The organism is Alloprevotella sp. OH1205_COT-284 (assembly GCF_003859795.1).
Classification (GTDB): Bacteria; Bacteroidota; Bacteroidia; order Bacteroidales; family Bacteroidaceae; genus Alloprevotella.
Genome location: NZ_RQYI01000023.1, coordinates 1 through 17,721 on the forward strand (window position 1 = coordinate 1; position 17,721 = coordinate 17,721).

A 17,721-nucleotide genomic window follows, 5' to 3' on the forward strand; every position below is an offset into this window, starting at 1 on the left:
AAACCTACACTGCCTACATGGGCGATTTCGGGCATCTGCATGCCTTCCCGATAGAGTGTGTAGGTTGCAACAACGAATGTAGTTATTTCCTCGCCTTGTCTACATTCGCAACAATCTGTATACCTGCGGTTTAACAAACATAGTGTAGACAATGTAGATAAAAAGAAGAAAAACTCCCTGTATAGGCTGAAAGTTATTGTGTTTTTACGGGAAATGTCCTCATCTCCTCTTCGGCTTGTCCGGATATATCTCGATAGGTCGGAACGAATTTTACCTAAGGAGTAGTGAAAAGAGTAGTGAAAACGGAGTAACGAGTAGAAAAATCTATCACTGATCTAAATTTCACAAGCTCCTGCCTGCTTCTCTTCTCGGTGATTTGAACTTTTTGTGTATTGTCCAAAAGATTTTTTCTCATATAATGGATGCTCTTTGCTGTCAAGTACAGAACTATTGTCGGCATAAAAAACACAGTTCTTCTCCGTCCCGATCTTCCCTAATGCACCGACAGGCAACTTCGATATTTTCGGGAGTGAGCAGTATTGCGATTCCTCTTCTCAAATCGCCCGACAACGGATGAGCAGATAAGGAGCGATTATTCGTTTTTAATTCAAGTATATCGTTCCGTCGTATTTTAATGATTATCCGTTTTTATCTTCCATGCCGGTCCTGTTTCAAACGGCTATATTCTTTCCGTTTAATGGAATAAAAATTATATAGATCTCCTTTTTATCTAAACTACTTTCAAGAAAAAGCAGAAAATGTTTGGCTACTTGCAGATAAGTCGCTATTTTTGTCGTGTCATTCCGTAAGCCGAGATGACAATATGAGCTTTACAACAATGAATTTATTCCATGCGAAAAGAACAGGAGGTATCGGTCTTTTGCCGTGACTTCCCTTTCAGTAAACAGCATCTAAATCTTTTCTAAAAGCTCAACACACCAAGGCTTTGATCTCCAAAGTTTCAAATACCGAATTCTTCTTTATAATAAGACAAATAACTTAATTTCTAATCACAACCAATTAATTTTTTCTTAAATGGCAACTACTAATGCTACTGCACCCAAGGGTGCTCCCAAGAAATCACAAGGTTTCACCGGTATTAAATCCGGCTTTTCCGTTATCCTTGTTTGCTTCATCATTGCAGAAGCTCTCTACGTATTCGGTGCAGGTCACATGAGCAACTTCCATGCAGAAGGCGTTACCGGATTCCACTTCTTCCAAAGTCAAGAATACGAACCTGCGGGTATCGTGGGTACGGTCTACAAAGGAGGATTTATCGTACCGCTCATTTGGACCCAATTCATCGCAGTTATCGCTTTGGCCATTGAGCGTGCTTTCGCCATTCGTACCGCCAATGGTAAAGGCAGCCTTGGCAAGTTTGCCGCATCTGTAAAGAGTGCCCTCAAACAAGGAGACGTCCAAAAAGCAACCGACCTCTGCAACATTCAGCAAGGTTCCGTAGCCAATGTTGTGCTTGCCGCACTTACCGAATACAAGAAACAACAAGGCGAAGATCTCGAACTCGAAAAGAAAGTACTTGCCATTCAAAAGACCGTTGAAGAGGCAACCGCTCTCGAAATGCCCATGATGCAAGAAAACCTCCCCATCATCGGTACGATCGTTACACTCGGTACGCTTACCGGTCTTCTCGGTACGGTTATGGGTATGATCAAATCGTTCTCGGCTATGGCCGGTGGTGAAGGTGGTGCAAACTCTGCTGCCCTCTCCGTGGGTATCGCCGAAGCTCTTGTAAATACGGCGTCCGGTATCGCCACCGGTGCTGCTGCCGTTATCGCCTACAACTTCTTCACCAACAAGATTGACCGTCTTACCTTTGCTATCGACGAACTTGGTTTCACCATTGTAGAAACTTTCAAGACCACTCAAAAGTAATCATAAATTAGGTAACAATAAGAAATGGGACGTTTTCGCGTAAAAAAACAAGACACATTCATCGACATGACGCCGATGAGTGACGTTATGGTCCTGCTGCTTACCTTCTTTATGCTCACTGCAACGTTCACCAAGGAAGAACCCGTAAAAGTGAATGTGCCCGGTTCGGTTTCGGAAATTAAAATCCCCGAAAACAACCTGCTTACCATTTTTGTGTCCCCCGAAGGCAAAATCTTCATGACCATGGACAGCCCTGTCGGACAGGAAAAAATGGCGCAAGAACTGATTGACAACAACAAGCTCAGTCTGACGGCACAACAGCTCAAAGAGTTCGCCCAAGTTCCCACTTTCGGTACCCCCCTCAACACCATCGGAAGTTGGGTGGACATGGAGCCGGCAAAACGCAACGAACTCCTCACGAAAGATTCGGGCGCGGGAATTCCTTGCGACAGCTTGAACGATGAACTCAAAGAATGGGTCATAGCAGCCCGTAACGCCAACGGAGAAAATATGGGTATCGCCATCAAGGCCGACAAAAACACTCCGTACAGCTCAATTAAAGAAGTTATGAACTCTTTGCGCAGCATTGATGAGAGCCGATACAACCTTATCACCACTCTCAAAGCTGGCGAATAATCAGATAGAATAAAGTTATGGCACAAATAGATACTGGCGGTGGCGATCAAGGCAAATCTAAGCAAAAAAAGATGAACGCCCGCGTCGACTTCACGCCGATGGTCGACATGATCATGTTGCTCGTGACTTTCTTCATGCTCTGCACCACCCTTTTGAAACCTCAAACGATGGAAATCGTGATGCCCTCGGACAAAGAGGACATTAAGAAAGAGAACAAAAGTCAGGTGCAAACCGATGAAGCTATCACGATTATTATTGACAAAGACAACAAGATCTACTACTTCGAAGGAAAACCCTCAGAAGCCACTCTTCAAGAAACCTCTTACGGAAAAGACGGCATACGCGCCGTATTGCTCAACAAAAACAAGCAAGCAAAAGCCGAAGTGGACAAATTGAAGAAAGAATTTGAAGGTAAGTATTCAGCCAATGCCGAGAAAGACAAAAAGAACAAGGCAGAGTTCAAAGAACGTCTGAGCAAGATCAAAAATGCCGACGGAACACCGACGGCCATCATCAAGCCCACAGACGCTTCAACTTATAAGAACTTGATCGACATTCTCGACGAAATGGCGAATTGCTATATCGGAAAATACGTGATCGATAAAGTGAATGAACAAGATAAGGCCATGGTAGCCGGACTTGCAAAATAACAATCATAAGTAAAGTAATACGAATATGTCTAAAATAGATATCATTTCGCGCGAATGGTGCGACCTCGTGTTCGAAGGACGCAACAAGAGCTACGGTGCTTATGAGCTTCGTTCAAAAGCAGGTAAGCGCCACCTTCTCGCCATCATCGACATTCTCATCGGTATCGCTATTCTTGCAGGTGTCATCTTCACTTACACGGCAGCCAAAGACGCTATCCGCGAATCTATGAGCGGAGAAGAGGAAATGGTGACCGAACTTTCTCAGCTCAAAAAAGAAGAGCCTAAAAAAGAAGAGAAAAAAGTGGAGATACCACAAGAGCAACCCCAACAACAAGTGCAAAAAGTGGCCGTTAAAGCCTCTATCGCATTTACCGTTCCCGATATCGTAGACCAAGTCGACGAAACGAAAAAAATCAAGAACCAGGAAGAACTCAGTCGCTCAAAGGTTGCCATTGCGACACAAGACTATATTGGTGACTCCAAAGACGGTATCAACATCGACGACCTCCGTGAAAACCAAGAAAAAGGAGGAACGGGTGTTCCCGAGGAAGAAGCCAAAGTCTTCACGATCGTAGAGCAAATGCCGAGCTTCCCCGGCGGTGATGCAGCTCTTCTGAAATACATTGCTTCCAACATCCGCTACCCTTCCATTGCACAGGAACAAGATATCCAAGGGCAAGTTTTGCTCCGTTTTGTCGTACTTGAAGATGGACGTGTCGGACAAGTTGTGGTACAAAAGAGTCTCGAATCACATTGTGATGCCGAAGCCATTCGCGTCGTAAAGACCCTCCCACGCTTCATACCGGGTAAGCAACAGGGTAAGCCCGTTCGTGTTTGGTACACTCTTCCCATCCGTTTCGTCATTCAATAATTCCATTGAATATCGTAATTTATCAGCACCCTGCGTCTCAGGCCTCGGCCACGAGGCGCAGGGTGTGTTTTTAACGCAAACAACATGAAGCCGTATCTCTTAAAGTCTTTGTACATGAAATTTACTCCATTCTTTTTTTTATTACTGCTATTTGTTGCCTGCAACGACAATTCCCGGCATGCCAAAAGCTTTCTTCACGAATACGATGTAAGATTTGCGGCCGACATCGGCTTCGAACCGATCCTTTCGGAACTGTCTGATTTGTATGGTCTGCGTAAACCCGAAGCCAAAATGCTTCCGTATTATTGCAGCGAAGACTCTGCCATTCGTATGCTTATCAACGACAGCGTGCGTTTTGCCATCACCACACGTTCGCTCACGGAAAAAGAAAAAGCTCTCGTCGAGTCGCATCGTCTTCCGTTGCTTCAAAGCCGCATCGCCCACGATGCCTTTGCCCTCATTGTCAATAAGAGTAATCCCGACACGGCCATCAATCTGAGTGAAATCCGCGACATCATCAGCGGAAAGATCACTCGTTGGGAACAACTTGAAATGGGAACTCGAAAAGGAGAAATCAACATGGTCTTTGATGCGTCAGGTTCAAGCACCGTGCGCTACATGAAAGACTCTCTCAATAGCGGACGTCCGCTTTCGGGACGTATTTTTGCACAAGGAAGCAATCTTGCCGTAATCGAAGCCGTCAAAAAAAATCCCGACATAATCGGTGTTATTTCCACCGACTGGTTGCGCGTAAACAACGGAGATACCATTGTGCTCAATAGTTTTCGTCATCTCGATGTCAATGTCATGCTTGTCGGTAAAGTCGGTAAAAAAGAGAAGGACTGGCAGCGTCCCTATCAATACTACATTGCAACAGGTGAATATCCGCTTGTGCGCAGCGTTTGGGCAATCACAACGGATCCGAGAACACGAAGCATGATGAAATCATTTTATTTCTTCTTGAAAGACAACGTCGGACAACGCGTCATCTGCAACTCTTCGCAACTCCTTCCCATCAATCAGGTGCAAGTTCGCGACGTAAGTGTTAAATAGAATTTTGTCGGAATGTAGCATATCCGAAGGACTGCGTTAAACATTAGATTTAACACAGTCCTTTCTCATAAGGACAGCAAAGAAGAGGAAAACCTCTTGGCTTAATCCTCACATTGTCGTAAATTTGCATCCATTAGTTTCCGCCCTATTGATGCAAAGCTCAAACCTTTCTGAAATCTCCTTATGTCGCCCATTTCTCTTTTCGAACTCAACCGCTTCGTTCGTGATTTGCTTTTGCTGTCTTTCTACGAAGAACTTTGGGTAACTGCCGAAATTTCCGAAATTCGCCGTGGTTCAAAAGGACACTATCATGTGGAGTTCGTGGAAAAAGAAGATTGTGCGGCAGGACAGTTTCGTGCAAAAGCAAGAGGAAACATTTGGCAATCCACCGCCTCCACATTATTGCCGAAATTCAAACAAGCAACCGGACAACAGCTTCAAGCCGGTTTGAAAGTGTTGGTAAAGGTGAAAGTCAGCTTCCATGAGGTATATGGCTATTCTCTCAACGTCTTTGATATAGACCCAACTTATACCATAGGCGATATGGCACGTCGGCGACAAGAAATTCTTCATCAGCTCGAAGAAGACGGTGTGCTAACACTCAACAAAGAGCTTACACTCCCTCGTCTGATCAAACGGATAGCCGTGATCAGTTCATCCGGTGCGGCAGGTTTCGGAGATTTCAACAATCAACTCACACAATCCGAATTTGTATTCAAAACCGGTCTGTTTGAAGCCACAATGCAAGGGGTTGAGGTGGAAAACAGCATCATTTCCGCACTGAACCGAATTGCTCAACAAAGCGAACGTTGGGATTGCGTTGTCATCATTCGGGGAGGAGGAGCGGTAAGTGATCTGAATGGTTTTGACACCTACCCTCTTGCTGCCAATATCGCACAATTTCCTCTCCCGATACTGACCGGCATCGGTCATGAAAGAGATGAAACGATCATAGACTTTGTGGCACATACACGCCTCAAAACCCCAACTGCCGTGGCTGCCTATCTGATCCAAAGCCGACAAGAAGAGTGGGAACGGCTATTGCAATGGGAAACAAAGCTGTTCAATGCCACAAAATTGCAAATCAGTCAAAAACAAATGCTTTTCGACAGAATTGCCACACGTTATCAAGCGGCTGCACATGATTTCATCCAAATACAACACAAACGCCTGCAATCGCTCTCCAATCGCCTGCAACTTAAAACGCAAGAACGGCTATTGACATCACAAAACCACCTCAATTCATTGCAGCCCCGGCTTCGCAGTGCCGCTCTGCATACGATACAACGCCATGAGCACCGTCTTGAAAAAACGGAAACCACCATTCAAATGGCCGATCCGAAGCGTATTCTCCAATTGGGATACTCCATTACACTTGATCAGAACGGGAAAGCCTTAAAAGATACGGCAGCACTATCTGTCGGCTCAATCATTCATACCCACCTCGCAGATGGCAGTTTGACAAGTCGCATCATCACCAAAGATTGACCCCATTCCAATATGGCAAAACAAAACATCAGTTACGAAGACATTCTTACCGAACTCGAAAGCATCGTCAATGCCGTAGAAAAAGGAGAACTCGAAATAGATCAACTCGCTCAACAGTTGAAACGAGCACAGACCCTCCTTTCTCTCGGAAAGTCACAACTTCAAAAAGTTAAAAACGACGTTCAGAAGATCCTTGACCATGAGCAAAAATAAACTCTCCAAATTTGCCGAAATGGCAAACTACCCTCATGTGATTGAAGCTCCTTACCAAACTCCGTCCTCTCCCCCCCACCCTCTTCGTGGAAAATGGCACGAAGTCTTTTTCAAGAACTCCAACCCCATCGTGCTCGAACTGGGTTGCGGCCGTGGCGAATATTGTGTCGGGCTCGGACGTCTGTTTCCCGAAAAGAACTTCATTGGTGTAGATATTAAAGGAGCACGCATGTGGAGCGGCGCAACCGAAGTGCAGCAAGAGAATTTGACCAATGTCGGCTTTTTGCGCACTCACATCGAATTTATTGATAAGTTTTTTGCAGAAGGCGAAGTTTCGGAAATTTGGCTCACGTTTTCAGATCCTCAGATGAAGAAAGCGACAAAACGCCTTTCTTCTACTTTTTTCTTGGAAAGATATCGTCGTTTTCTTTCTGACAACGGTTTGATCCACCTCAAAACCGACTCCAACTTCCTTTTCACCTACACAGACCATGTAGTGTCTGCAAATTCACTCCCCATAGAATTTCGCACCACAGACCTCTACCACACACTCGAAGCTGAAAAAGACTCGGAAGTACACCGGATCCTCGGAATACGGACTTACTACGAACAGCAATGGCTCGATCGAGGATTGAGTATCAAATACTTGAAATTTCGTTTACCTCAAACTCCACCTCTTATAGAACCAGAGGTTGAAATAGAGTTGGACGCATATCGCTCTTACAATAGAAGTAAGCGTTCCGGCTCCGAAACAGGAAAATAAAACCATGCTTTTCTGTGAATGAAAAACCACTCATAAGAAAACGAAGAACTTAATAGTCGTTTATTTCTTCTCTCAAAACGGCAGTTATGTAAAAGAAGAAGAAATGTAATCATTATAAATTGGATATTAAGAAAAATAGGAGTATCTTTGCCAAAGTGATACAAAGAGCTCTTGTATCGTTATTTACTCATTACAAACATTTTTCATAATGAAAGTTTCGACCATAGCATTCAGTCTTTTTGCGGCAACTGCGCTTGCACAAACCAAACCCGTTGATGGTAAGTTCTCTTTATTGAAACTCCCTTACGCGGCCAATGCTCTTGAACCCGTCATCAGCGAGACAACGATGAACCTCCACCACGGAAAACACTTGGCTACCTATGTAAACAACCTTAACAACCTACTTCCCGGAAGCGGATTTGAAGGTCTGACTTTGGAAGAGGTTGTAGAGAAATCCGAAGGAGCTATCTTCAACAACGCCGGCCAAATGTTGAATCATGATCTTTATTTCACCCAATTCACGACCCCGGCCGATGACAGAAAGCCTGTTGGAAAATTGGCTGCGGCCATCAACGAACAATTCGGCTCATTTGAAGAGTTCCAAAAAGAGTTTTCTCAGAAAGGAGCAACCTTGTTTGGTTCCGGATGGGTTTGGCTCTCCACAGACAAAGAAGGTAAACTTGTCATCACGCAAGAAGTAAATGGCAGCAACCCTGTGAAACGTGGTCTTAAACCCTTGATGGGGCTGGATGTATGGGAGCACGCCTACTATGTTGACTATCAAAATCGTCGTGCCGACCATCTTGCCGCTGTTTGGCAAATCATTGATTGGAACGTTGTTGACGCTCGTTATTCAAAATAACATTAGGGCTCTATGCCCTCATAGAACCTTCATTGGTCATCCCTTAGAGCAAATGCTCTCTTGCTCTATCGCTTACTCTTTTGATAAGACGGCAAAGAGCTTTCACGGATCGGCAGAATATCCGAAATTCGGGATTTTTCCAAACAAAATTGTCCAATTCGATTTTTTCGGGTTGGACAATCTTATATTTGTAAGCGGCTTTTTGCAGAGATCTCAAAACGAGATACGATGTTTCGACCGTAGCCATAAAACAAAAATTGATTGTCTCTCGACAACCAATCTTCTTTAACCTTAAATCTAATACCATGAAAACAATGCAAATATACGTACTCCCAATATTTGTGCCAAAGAAATAATCGAAAAAACGAAGAAGAAAGTAAATGTTCATTACAGGTGAAAGGTAAATGTTACAAAATCATTATTTTACGTCGTAACATTAGCCTTGTGCCAAACAGAAGATATTTCATCGCGATGTGAACTTCTATCACGAAATCTTGTTGTTTATATACTGCATAAAGGATAAAAAGAAACCGAAACCTTGTCGTTTTTTGTTTGCAATCCCCTTCTTTTGTTTGCTGTGTGGCGAGTGTTTTGAAAAACATTTTAAGTCCATATGGCAACGCTTTGATGAGTAAAGTTTGAGAAACGTCATCAAATGTCACTTTGTCCTCCATATTGTGATTGGAGTTATTGAAAAGTTCTGTTTTTCTCCTTATTTTTGCAATACAAGCAAAAACGCTCAAATATAGCTTATACTCATTTTCATTTTATTTTCGACTCTCTTTCTAAATCAATATACTTATGTCCGCTGTTTGCTCTTTTTCCGATTTGCGTAATCAAGTGTGTCGTTTTGCAAAACGTTTCAAAATAGCAGTATGCCAACCCTCTGACGAGCACACGCTACAAGCAGTTTTGCAAGTGGTCGAAATGGGATTTGCCCATGCCATTCTCGTAGGAGAAACAGCAGAGGGAGTGTTAGAGCACATTCCGGCCGAATTATGTGATCACATAGAGCATATTCCGGCCGAAGATGACGAAACTGCGGCACAAAAAGCCGTACAGCTGGTACACGACGGAGAAGCCCAAATATTGATGAAAGGATTGGTAAACAGTGATGTGTTGCTGCGACATGTACTCAATAAAACCTATGGGCTTAGAACGGAAAATGCCGTCATCAGCCATATCGCCGTTTTTGAAACGCAAGAACTCAACCGCCTCCTCATCTTGTCGGATGTTGCAGTCATTCCCTATCCGAATCTTGAACAACGCATAGCACAGTTGAACTACACGACTGCGATGGCAAGGCGAATAGGGATCAACAAGCCCAAAGTGGCTTTGCTTCATTGCACGGAAAAGATAAGCGAGAAATTTCCCATAACAACAGATTATGTGTTATTGAAAAAACGGGCAGAAGCCGGAGAGTGGGGAGAAATACTCATTGACGGCCCTCTTGATTTATCTTGCGCAATATCCGCGGAAGCCTTGACTCATAAGCGAATTGTCAGTTCCACAGAAGGAGAAGCGGATATTCTCATCATGCCCGACATACAAGCCGGCAATGTGCTCTATAAATCCATCCAACTTTTTGCTCGAAATTCCACTTCCGCTTCTTTATTATGCGGTACGACCAATCCCGTCGTACTCACTTCGAGAGGAGATACCATAGAAACCAAAGTGAACAGCCTTGCGCTTGCCGCTCTACAAGTTTAATCCGGTCTATTTATGAAAATTCTGGTAATCAACCCGGGATCCACCTCGACAAAGGTGGCCATTTATCACAATGACAAATCTGTTTTTGTAAAATCTATTCCTTATTCCGTCGAAAAATTAAAGCATTTCTCCTCAACGTTCGAACAGTTGGACATGAGGCAAAAGGACATTCTGAAAACACTCGAAAAAGAAGGTCTTCCTTTTGAGTTCGATGCGATTGTGGCTCGTGGAGGTTTGACGAAATCCATACCTGCCGGCACTTATGCCATCAATGAGAAAATGCTCCGCGACACACGAGAAGCTCCTCGGCAACACGTTTGCAATATCGCCTCTCACATAGCAGCCGCCTTGGCAAAACCGCTCCCGAAATGCCTTGCCTTGATTGCCGATCCCGTCATCGTAGACGAAATGATTCCCGAAGCTCGCGTATGCGGCAGTCCTTTAATGCAACGGGCAAGCGTTTGGCATGCTTTAAATCAACGTGCCACAGCCAAACGCTTTGCCAAGTCACAAGGAAAACGTTATGAGGATTTGAACTTGATCGTAGCCCACCTTGGAGGCGGCATCACCATCGGTGCACATCGAAAAGGGAAGACCATAGATGTCAATAACGGCCTTGACGGTGAAGGTCCTTTCTCGCCGGAAAGAGCCGGCACTCTGCCATCGGCCGATTTGATACGGCTTTGTTTCAGTGGGAAGTACACCTGCCAACAGCTCTTGGACAGAATTTCGGGACAGGCGGGAATGACCGCTTGGCTCGGAACAAACAACTCCCAAGAAGTCATAAGAAGAATAGCCGAAGGAGATGAAAAGGCTCGTTTGGTAATGGACGCCATGATCTACCATATCGCAAAATATATTGCGGCACAAGGAGCTGTGCTATGCGGACAAATTGACGCGATACTCATTACCGGCGGATTGGCCTATGAAGAATACATCACCTCACGCTTGCGTGAGTGCATAGGCTTCCTTGCCCCCATTCATCTCTTTCCCGGAGAAAACGAGCTTGAATCATTGGCCGAAAATGCGTTGTCGGTATTGAGAGGCGAGCAGGAACTAAAAAACTATGATTGACAAGAACCACGTCTTTTCAAGAACAAACCAATTTCTTTTCTGATCTTATAAATTTCTTTTCCACAAACAGTTACAACCCATCGGATAAAGAAAAACTATCGCGTTTGAGCGTTGCTTTGACCGACGCCTTTGTTTTTACAAAAGAATGTCGTTGCTTTGCTCCCTCCTTGCTTTAATGTATCTTTGTCACGTGTTAAAGCTTTATATATGAAAGTTTACAAGTTGTTTTTGTCCTTACTGGTGTTAGGGATGTTATTTTCGGCCTGTGGAAAACAAGAAAAGAAAGCGTTTCTTCCACAGGAAGAAGAAACGGCGGATTCGCTCGTTACAGACTCTCTGCAAGTGGAAACAACCGACTCCGTTTCCGTAGAAGCACTACCTCAGAAAGCCGATGAGCTGTTTGATGATTTTGTGTTTGCTTTTATGAAAAACAAGCATTTTCAAAAAGCCCGAATACTATTCCCTTTGCCTTATCAAGTAAATGGAAAGAAACAAAAAATCAAGGCGGCCTCTTGGAAATTCGATCCGATGTACGCGAAGCAAGAAAACTATACGCTTCTTTTAGACAGTCGCCGAGAAGAAGAGAAAGCCAAAGACACAGCCATTCACCATGTCGTCGTGGAGGAGTTTAATTTGAGAACAGAGCGCATCAAAAAGTATATTTTTCAACGCAAAAGTTCAACATGGAAGCTGACGGAAGTTATAGAAGGAGAGGTTGAAGAATCACAGAATAAAGACTTCTATGTGTTTTATCGCACCTTTGTGTCCGACAAAGCATTTCAGCAAGAACATATCGCCAATCCACTGCAATTTTCGACATACGACGAGGATTCTTTTGAGAAAATAAAAGGTTTTATTTCTTCTGACCAATGGAACGATTTTGCTCCGGAGCTTCCTCAAAACCAGCTGACGAATGTTTTGTATGGACAACAACATAAAAAGTCGCAGCTTAAAATCCTCAAAATATCGTCTTTGTCGGGAGGGCTAAATTCCACCCTCACTTTTAAGCGAAATAATGGAAAATGGACGCTTATCCAATTAGAAAACTGACAACTCCGACTCTTTTGCCGATACTCCCCCTATAATATCTTTGCCTAATATTCAAACAATGTCTCATTCGCTTCTACATCATAATACTTTCGGACTTTCTGTGACTTGCAATGAACTGTTGGAATATGAAAGTATTTCTCATTTATGCACCATTCTTCCCAAAATTCGCCAAAGCAAATGGCTGCATATCGGAAAAGGAAGCAATCTTTTATTTCTCAATGATCATTACGCCGGGATTGTGCTCCACAGTACAATAAAAGGCATGGAAATTCTCTCGGACGACGCAGATTTTTCAACCATACGTGTCGGAGCCGGAGAAGAATGGGACGATTTTGTACACTCATGTATCAAACAAGGACTTTATGGCCTTGAAAATCTTTCTCTCATTCCGGGCGAAGTCGGATCAAGTGCCGTACAAAACATCGGTGCCTATGGTGTAGAAGTCGGGAGTTTGATAGAAAGCGTAGAAACGGTGGAAATTGCAACCGGAGAAATAAAAATCTTCACCCGCTCAGAATGCGAATACGACTATCGAAGCAGTGTTTTCAAACATCGCTTGCGTAATCAATACATCGTCACCCATGTCATTTACCGCCTTTCTCATCATTTCCGTCCTACGCTCTCCCACGCGGCAATTCTTTCTTTTTTCGAACAAAAAGGGGTGGCAACAGATCAAATCAAACCCATGGATTTGCGCAATGCCGTCATAGAGATACGCCAATCCAAACTTCCCGATTTTAGGGAGTATGGCAATGCCGGATCTTTCTTCATGAATCCCGTCATTCCGAAAGAACAAGCTCGCATCTTGTTGGAGAAACATCCCGCCATGCCGCATTATGCCATGCCCGATGGCGTCAAGATCCCGGCAGGCTGGCTTATCGAACAATGCGGTTGGAAAAACAGAAAGACAGCAGTGGCCGGGGTACACGAAAAGCAAGCATTGGTGTTGATCAATCTGGGCAATGCCACAGGAAAAGACATCGCCTTTTTGGCAGAAGAAATACAAAAGGATGTTCGGAAGAAATTCGGCATTTCAATTATTCCCGAAGTTTTGTATATCGAGTAAGATTGATTTGCCGCAACATCACCGATCTCGAAAGCAAAGACAGACACAACAAGAGCGCGTCATTGGAAACACGCTCTTGTTGTGTTTTCAGATGATTGCCGACCGATAATATTTTTCGCAAATCGTGTCTATGTTCAGGCTCACCTTGATGCGCCATTCGACCACGGCAAAACCCAGAGCCGAAAAAACATCGAAGTACCCTTTCGGCATCTTATATTCTCTTCTTGATGAAAAAAGCCCCCACTACATTAGGAAAACACCTTTCAGATCAATATCAAAAGTCTGAGTCATGGAAAAGAGAACCCGATAGGAAGTTGTGAAATTTAGGTCAGTGATAGATTTTTCTACTCGTTACTCCGTTTTATCTACTCCTTAGGTAAGATACGTTCCGACGCATTAAAAACATATTGGGAAAAACCGAAGAGGCGATAGAGCAATTCCGAATGAAAAAAGCAACATTCAGCTCCCTACCAAGAGTTTTTTCTTCTTTTTGTCTACATTGTCTACACTACCCTACTTAAATCACAGATATATAACATGTTGCGAGTGTAGACAATACAGAAAAAAACTACATTCGTTGCTACAACCTACACTCCGTATCGGGGAAGGCCGTGCAGATGCACGAAATCGCCCGTGTAGGCAGTGTAGGTTTTTGGAAAATTGTCTACATTCGTTTTTCATCTGTGTATCATTGACTTAACCTCATTCAGTGTATATTGGCAATCCACCTACATACACCGACAAACTACTGAAATTCAACGACATGAAGAAAAAAATGTATATTTTCGACGATTTTACGAAACGAACATTGGGGAGGCTCATATCATGAGCTATTCCCATCCCTAAAAATCTACGTTTGATGTTGCCAAAGGCGGAATGCAAGAAAGCGGAATTTTTGAAAACCGCAGAAAGAGAAGCTTCACGATAAAGAAATGGCAATACACAAAAAACTCCGCATCTGTTACGATACGGAGTTTGATGCAAAGTGTTGAGGCTACCTGCTCTTTATGGAGTGAGAGAAACACTAACGCTCGGAGAATGAAAAAGCTACTGTTGCCATTGGGGCTAACGTTTGTTTTTGTTGCCTCTGAACAGTCTTGATATTCCGCCGATTTTGCGTAGCAGTTTGTAGCCCGTCAAGGCTCCGTCCACAAAGAACCATGTTCGTGCCGCGACATTGACATAGTTTTGCAGCTTGTTGTCGGAAGTTTCCTGACGTGCAAACACTGTTTGAAAATCTTCCGCAATTTGCTCCTCCGCTTGTCGAATTTGTTGATCGAGTCGAGCGCGTTTGTGTTTTATTTTTTCAAAAGAGAAAACAGCAGGGTTTACCATAAAGCAACTGGTTTGATACGTTCGGATAAGGGGCGTTATTACGGTGTGCTCTCTTCTTCCGGCTCATCGTCCAAGAACAGCGATGCCAAGAGGTTGGCAATGGGATCGATGATGAGCTTTCGGCGCATCGAGAAAGCGATCACTGCGACCAACAGGTGTATCAACGCCATGATGATCAATGCCATGACATAGCCACCGACATAAGGAGCAAGTGCATAGGTCGCGGCAAGCGAAAGAAACAAAACGATAAAACCGGCCACGCAAAACACAACGCCTCCCACGATCAAAGCCGAGAGCACAAGGGTCATTTTGCCGACAAAGTCCAATTGGAGCCGCATCAAGCGAAGCTCTCCATAGTGGCGCAGGTTGGTGATCAGCCGCGCAAGGATTTCGATATTCTTATCGCTCGAAAACACAAGCAGAAATTAAGAGTTGGTGGCATTCAATTCGTCGGCGATGTCATCGACAAGACTTTCCAGTTCTTTGCCGTTGAGTTTTACGCCACGTTTACGGATGGCTTCGGCGATGCGGGCACGTGTGTCTTCACCGCGTTCGGGAGCAAAAAGGATACCACAAGCAGCACCAACGGCGGCACCGCCCAAGAAAGCTGCAAGAATACTAAGACCTTTCATGATGTTTTGATTTTAGAGTGAATAAAATGATGCTTCAAAGATAGTGATTTCTTCCATAAAAATATTCTCCATGCAGAAAAAAAGATATGGTTTAATGTTTTTTGTTCCTTTGAGAGACAAAAAAACAGGATTTTCATCGTAACTTTGCGACAGAATATTTTCGTGAAAATACGCTTCATTGCTAATTTCCATAACGTCATAAAACCCATTCTCATGAAAACCCACGCTTTCCTCGCATTGAGTCTGTGTACTGTTGCTCTCTTTTCAGCTTGCGGAAGTTCGCAAGAAAGCGCTTATCGCCGTGCTTACGAAAAAGCAAAAGCCCAAGAGCAGAAAAATGCCACTCAAACAGTGACCGTCGCTCCTGCCGAAAAACAAGAGGTGACACCCGTAGCCACAACGCCCGTTGTTGTAGAAGAAGATAACACGCCCGTACGAACGATTCCCGGAGGAGTCACCGTTGTCAATGGAGAGCCTTTGAAGGCTTTTAGCGTGGTGACCGGAAGTTTTATCAACCAAACCAACGCAGAAGGAATGATGACAACGCTTCGCAATCGAGGATATGCCGCCCGCGTGGTGAAAACAAACGAAACAATCAGCGGACACACCGGTTGGTATCGTGTGATCGCTTCTTCGTTTGACAGCAAAGCACAAGCCGTGCAAAGCAAAAATACGTTGAGAGACACTTATCCCGATGCTTGGTTGCTGAGCCGATAAGTGGTTGGGAAAGGAAACCGAAAACCGGTTTCGGAAACAAACATAAGCCGCAGTAAAACTTTCATGTTTTTGCTGCGGCTTATGTTTGTTGAGAACGGAGGCAAAGGCAGAGTATCAAAATTCGCTCGTGAAGTGGAAGCGAATGTTTTTGAAATCCTGTTGTGCCATTTGAAGAACGTAGCCGGAGTCGGCAAGAAAGACATCGCGTCCCTCCCGGTCTTTTGCCATATATTGGTATTTTCGCTTTTTGAATTGTTCGAGTTCGGCCGGGTCGTCGCTCTCTATCCAGCAGGCTTTGTAAAGACTGATTGGTTCCCAACGGCAGGTGGCGCCATATTCGTTTTCGAGGCGATATTGGATAACTTCAAATTGCAACTGTCCGACCGTACCAATGATTTTTCGGCCGTTGAACTCGTTGATGAAGAGTTGAGCCACCCCTTCGTCCATGAGCTGATCGATGCCCTTTTGAAGTTGCTTGGTCTTCATCGGGTCGGCGTTTTCGATGTATTTGAACATTTCGGGAGAGAAAGAAGGAAGTCCGCGGAAGTGGATGATTTCACCTTCCGTCAGCGTGTCGCCGATTTTGAAAATGCCGTTGTCGGGCAAACCGACGATGTCGCCCGGATAGGCCTCATCAATGGTTTCTTTGCGTTGTGCCATGAACTGCGTGGGACTCGAAAAGCGCACCGTTTTTCCGTTGCGCACGTGCAAATAGGGGGCGTTGCGCACGAATTTTCCGGAGCAGACCTTGCAAAACGCGATGCAGGAACGGTGGTTGGGGTCGATGTTGGCCGTGATTTTGAAAATGAAGCCTGAAAACTTTTGTTCTTCGGGATCGACCATTCGTTCTTCGGCTTTTGTCGGACGAGGAGAAGGCGCAATCTTCACGAAGCAGTCGAGCAACTCCTTCACTCCGAAATTGTTGAGAGCCGATCCGAAAAAGACGGGGGCGACATCTGCCGCCAAATAAGCGTCGGTGTCGAAATCGGAGTAGACGCCGTTTACGAGTTCGAGGTCATCGCGAAGTTGTGTGGCGTCTTTTTCTCCCACGTGCGATTCGAGTTCGCCGTCGGCATGAATGTCCACAGAAACTTTTTCGGTCACTTTTTGCTTGTCCGATGCAAAGAGATTGAGTTGTTGCTCATAGATATTGTAGACACCCTTGAAGCGTTGCCCCTGATTGATCGGCCACGAAAGAGGGCGCACGCCGATTTGGAGTTCTTCTTCCAATTCGTCGAGAAGTTCAAACGGATCGCGTCCTTCTCTGTCCATTTTATTGACGAAAATAATGACGGGTGTTTTGCGCATACGGCATACCGTCATCAGTTTTCGAGTTTGTGCTTCCACACCTTTTGAGCTGTCTACCACGATTATGGCAGAATCTACGGCCGTGAGTGTACGAAAAGTGTCTTCTGCAAAATCCTGGTGACCGGGAGTGTCGAGAATGTTTACTTTGTAGCCTTCGTAATCGAATTCCATGACGGAGGTGGTGACCGAAATTCCTCTTTGTTTTTCAATCTCCATCCAGTCGGAAGTGGCCGTTTTTTTGATTTTGTTGCTTTTCACGGCTCCCGCCACTTGTATTTGTCCACCGAAGAGGAGGAGTTTCTCGGTAAGTGTGGTTTTACCGGCGTCGGGGTGAGAGATGATGGCAAACGTGCGACGACGTGCTATTTCTTGATTCATGTCTTGATAAAAATGGTATGGG

General features: G+C 44.5%; 18 protein-coding genes. 14 read left to right on the forward strand and 4 right to left on the reverse strand.

Going from position 1 to position 17,721, the window contains the following annotated elements; genetic code table 11:
* The first annotated feature begins 1,035 nt into the window (after positions 1–1,035).
* From EII14_RS06595 to murB, 13 genes are all read left to right on the forward strand, one after another.
* On the forward strand, positions 1,036–1,893 hold the full coding sequence (locus EII14_RS06595) for a MotA/TolQ/ExbB proton channel family protein (protein WP_124931756.1): 858 nt from the start codon (positions 1,036–1,038) through the stop codon (positions 1,891–1,893).
* Between the two features lie 24 nt (positions 1,894–1,917).
* On the forward strand, positions 1,918–2,529 hold the full coding sequence (locus EII14_RS06600) for a biopolymer transporter ExbD (RefSeq protein WP_124931757.1): 612 nt from the start codon (positions 1,918–1,920) through the stop codon (positions 2,527–2,529).
* Positions 2,530–2,546: 17 nt separating this feature from the next.
* Positions 2,547–3,179 (forward strand): biopolymer transporter ExbD, encoded by a 633-nt coding sequence (locus EII14_RS06605; protein ID WP_124931758.1) that lies wholly within the window; start codon positions 2,547–2,549, stop codon positions 3,177–3,179.
* 25 nt (positions 3,180–3,204) lie between these two features.
* Entirely contained in the window at positions 3,205–4,050 is an 846-nt protein-coding gene (locus EII14_RS06610; protein ID WP_124931759.1) for an energy transducer TonB, read from the forward strand.
* Positions 4,051–4,164: 114 nt separating this feature from the next.
* Positions 4,165–5,103, forward strand: a complete 939-nt coding sequence (locus tag EII14_RS06615; protein ID WP_124931760.1) for a PstS family phosphate ABC transporter substrate-binding protein — start codon at positions 4,165–4,167, stop codon at positions 5,101–5,103.
* A 183-nt stretch (positions 5,104–5,286) separates the two neighbouring features.
* Complete coding sequence (xseA, locus tag EII14_RS06620; RefSeq protein ID WP_124931761.1) at positions 5,287–6,591, forward strand: exodeoxyribonuclease VII large subunit; 1,305 nt, start codon at positions 5,287–5,289, stop codon at positions 6,589–6,591.
* A gap of 12 nt (positions 6,592–6,603) precedes the next feature.
* Positions 6,604–6,804 carry an exodeoxyribonuclease VII small subunit gene (gene xseB, locus EII14_RS06625; RefSeq protein WP_124931762.1) on the forward strand — a complete coding sequence of 67 codons (201 nt, stop codon included), beginning with the start codon at positions 6,604–6,606 and terminating at the stop codon, positions 6,802–6,804.
* Positions 6,791–7,567 (forward strand): tRNA (guanosine(46)-N7)-methyltransferase TrmB, encoded by a 777-nt coding sequence (gene trmB / locus EII14_RS06630; protein WP_124931763.1) that lies wholly within the window; start codon positions 6,791–6,793, stop codon positions 7,565–7,567. The genes xseB and trmB overlap by 14 nt, the downstream gene beginning before the upstream one ends.
* A 208-nt stretch (positions 7,568–7,775) precedes the next feature.
* A complete protein-coding gene (locus EII14_RS06635; protein WP_124931764.1) occupies positions 7,776–8,429 on the forward strand; it encodes a superoxide dismutase in 654 nt (217 codons plus the stop codon).
* 801 nt (positions 8,430–9,230) lie between these two features.
* Entirely contained in the window at positions 9,231–10,139 is a 909-nt protein-coding gene (locus tag EII14_RS06640; protein WP_124931765.1) for a phosphate acyltransferase, read from the forward strand.
* Positions 10,140–10,151: 12 nt separating this feature from the next.
* Positions 10,152–11,213 (forward strand): butyrate kinase, encoded by a 1,062-nt coding sequence (buk, locus tag EII14_RS06645; protein WP_124931766.1) that lies wholly within the window; start codon positions 10,152–10,154, stop codon positions 11,211–11,213.
* Positions 11,214–11,342: 129 nt separating this feature from the next.
* Positions 11,343–12,263 carry a DUF4348 domain-containing protein gene (locus EII14_RS06650; protein ID WP_148090623.1) on the forward strand — a complete coding sequence of 307 codons (921 nt, stop codon included), beginning with the start codon at positions 11,343–11,345 and terminating at the stop codon, positions 12,261–12,263.
* A 58-nt stretch (positions 12,264–12,321) separates the two neighbouring features.
* Positions 12,322–13,329, forward strand: coding sequence for a UDP-N-acetylmuramate dehydrogenase (gene murB / locus EII14_RS06655; protein ID WP_124931768.1), 1,008 nt, complete (start codon positions 12,322–12,324; stop codon positions 13,327–13,329).
* A 1,065-nt stretch (positions 13,330–14,394) separates the two neighbouring features.
* Here murB and EII14_RS06660 read toward each other — a convergent pair.
* The 3 genes from EII14_RS06660 to EII14_RS06670 are packed head-to-tail and all read right to left on the reverse strand — an operon-like array spanning position 14,395 to position 15,296.
* Complete coding sequence (locus EII14_RS06660; protein WP_124931769.1) at positions 14,395–14,664, reverse strand: hypothetical protein; 270 nt, start codon at positions 14,662–14,664, stop codon at positions 14,395–14,397.
* A 38-nt stretch (positions 14,665–14,702) separates the two neighbouring features.
* Positions 14,703–15,080 (reverse strand): phage holin family protein, encoded by a 378-nt coding sequence (locus EII14_RS06665; protein ID WP_124931770.1) that lies wholly within the window; start codon positions 15,078–15,080, stop codon positions 14,703–14,705.
* A 9-nt stretch (positions 15,081–15,089) separates the two neighbouring features.
* Positions 15,090–15,296: a YtxH domain-containing protein gene (locus tag EII14_RS06670; RefSeq protein ID WP_124931771.1), complete on the reverse strand. Its 207-nt coding sequence runs from the start codon at positions 15,294–15,296 to the stop codon at positions 15,090–15,092.
* 213 nt (positions 15,297–15,509) lie between these two features.
* Here EII14_RS06670 and EII14_RS06675 point away from each other — a divergent pair, with 213 nt between their 5' ends.
* Positions 15,510–16,013: an SPOR domain-containing protein gene (locus tag EII14_RS06675; protein WP_124931772.1), complete on the forward strand. Its 504-nt coding sequence runs from the start codon at positions 15,510–15,512 to the stop codon at positions 16,011–16,013.
* A 114-nt stretch (positions 16,014–16,127) separates the two neighbouring features.
* On the opposite strand, the gene EII14_RS06680 is transcribed toward EII14_RS06675, so the two are convergent.
* Positions 16,128–17,699: a peptide chain release factor 3 gene (locus tag EII14_RS06680; protein WP_124931773.1), complete on the reverse strand. Its 1,572-nt coding sequence runs from the start codon at positions 17,697–17,699 to the stop codon at positions 16,128–16,130.
* Between the last annotated feature and the right edge of the window lie 22 nt (positions 17,700–17,721).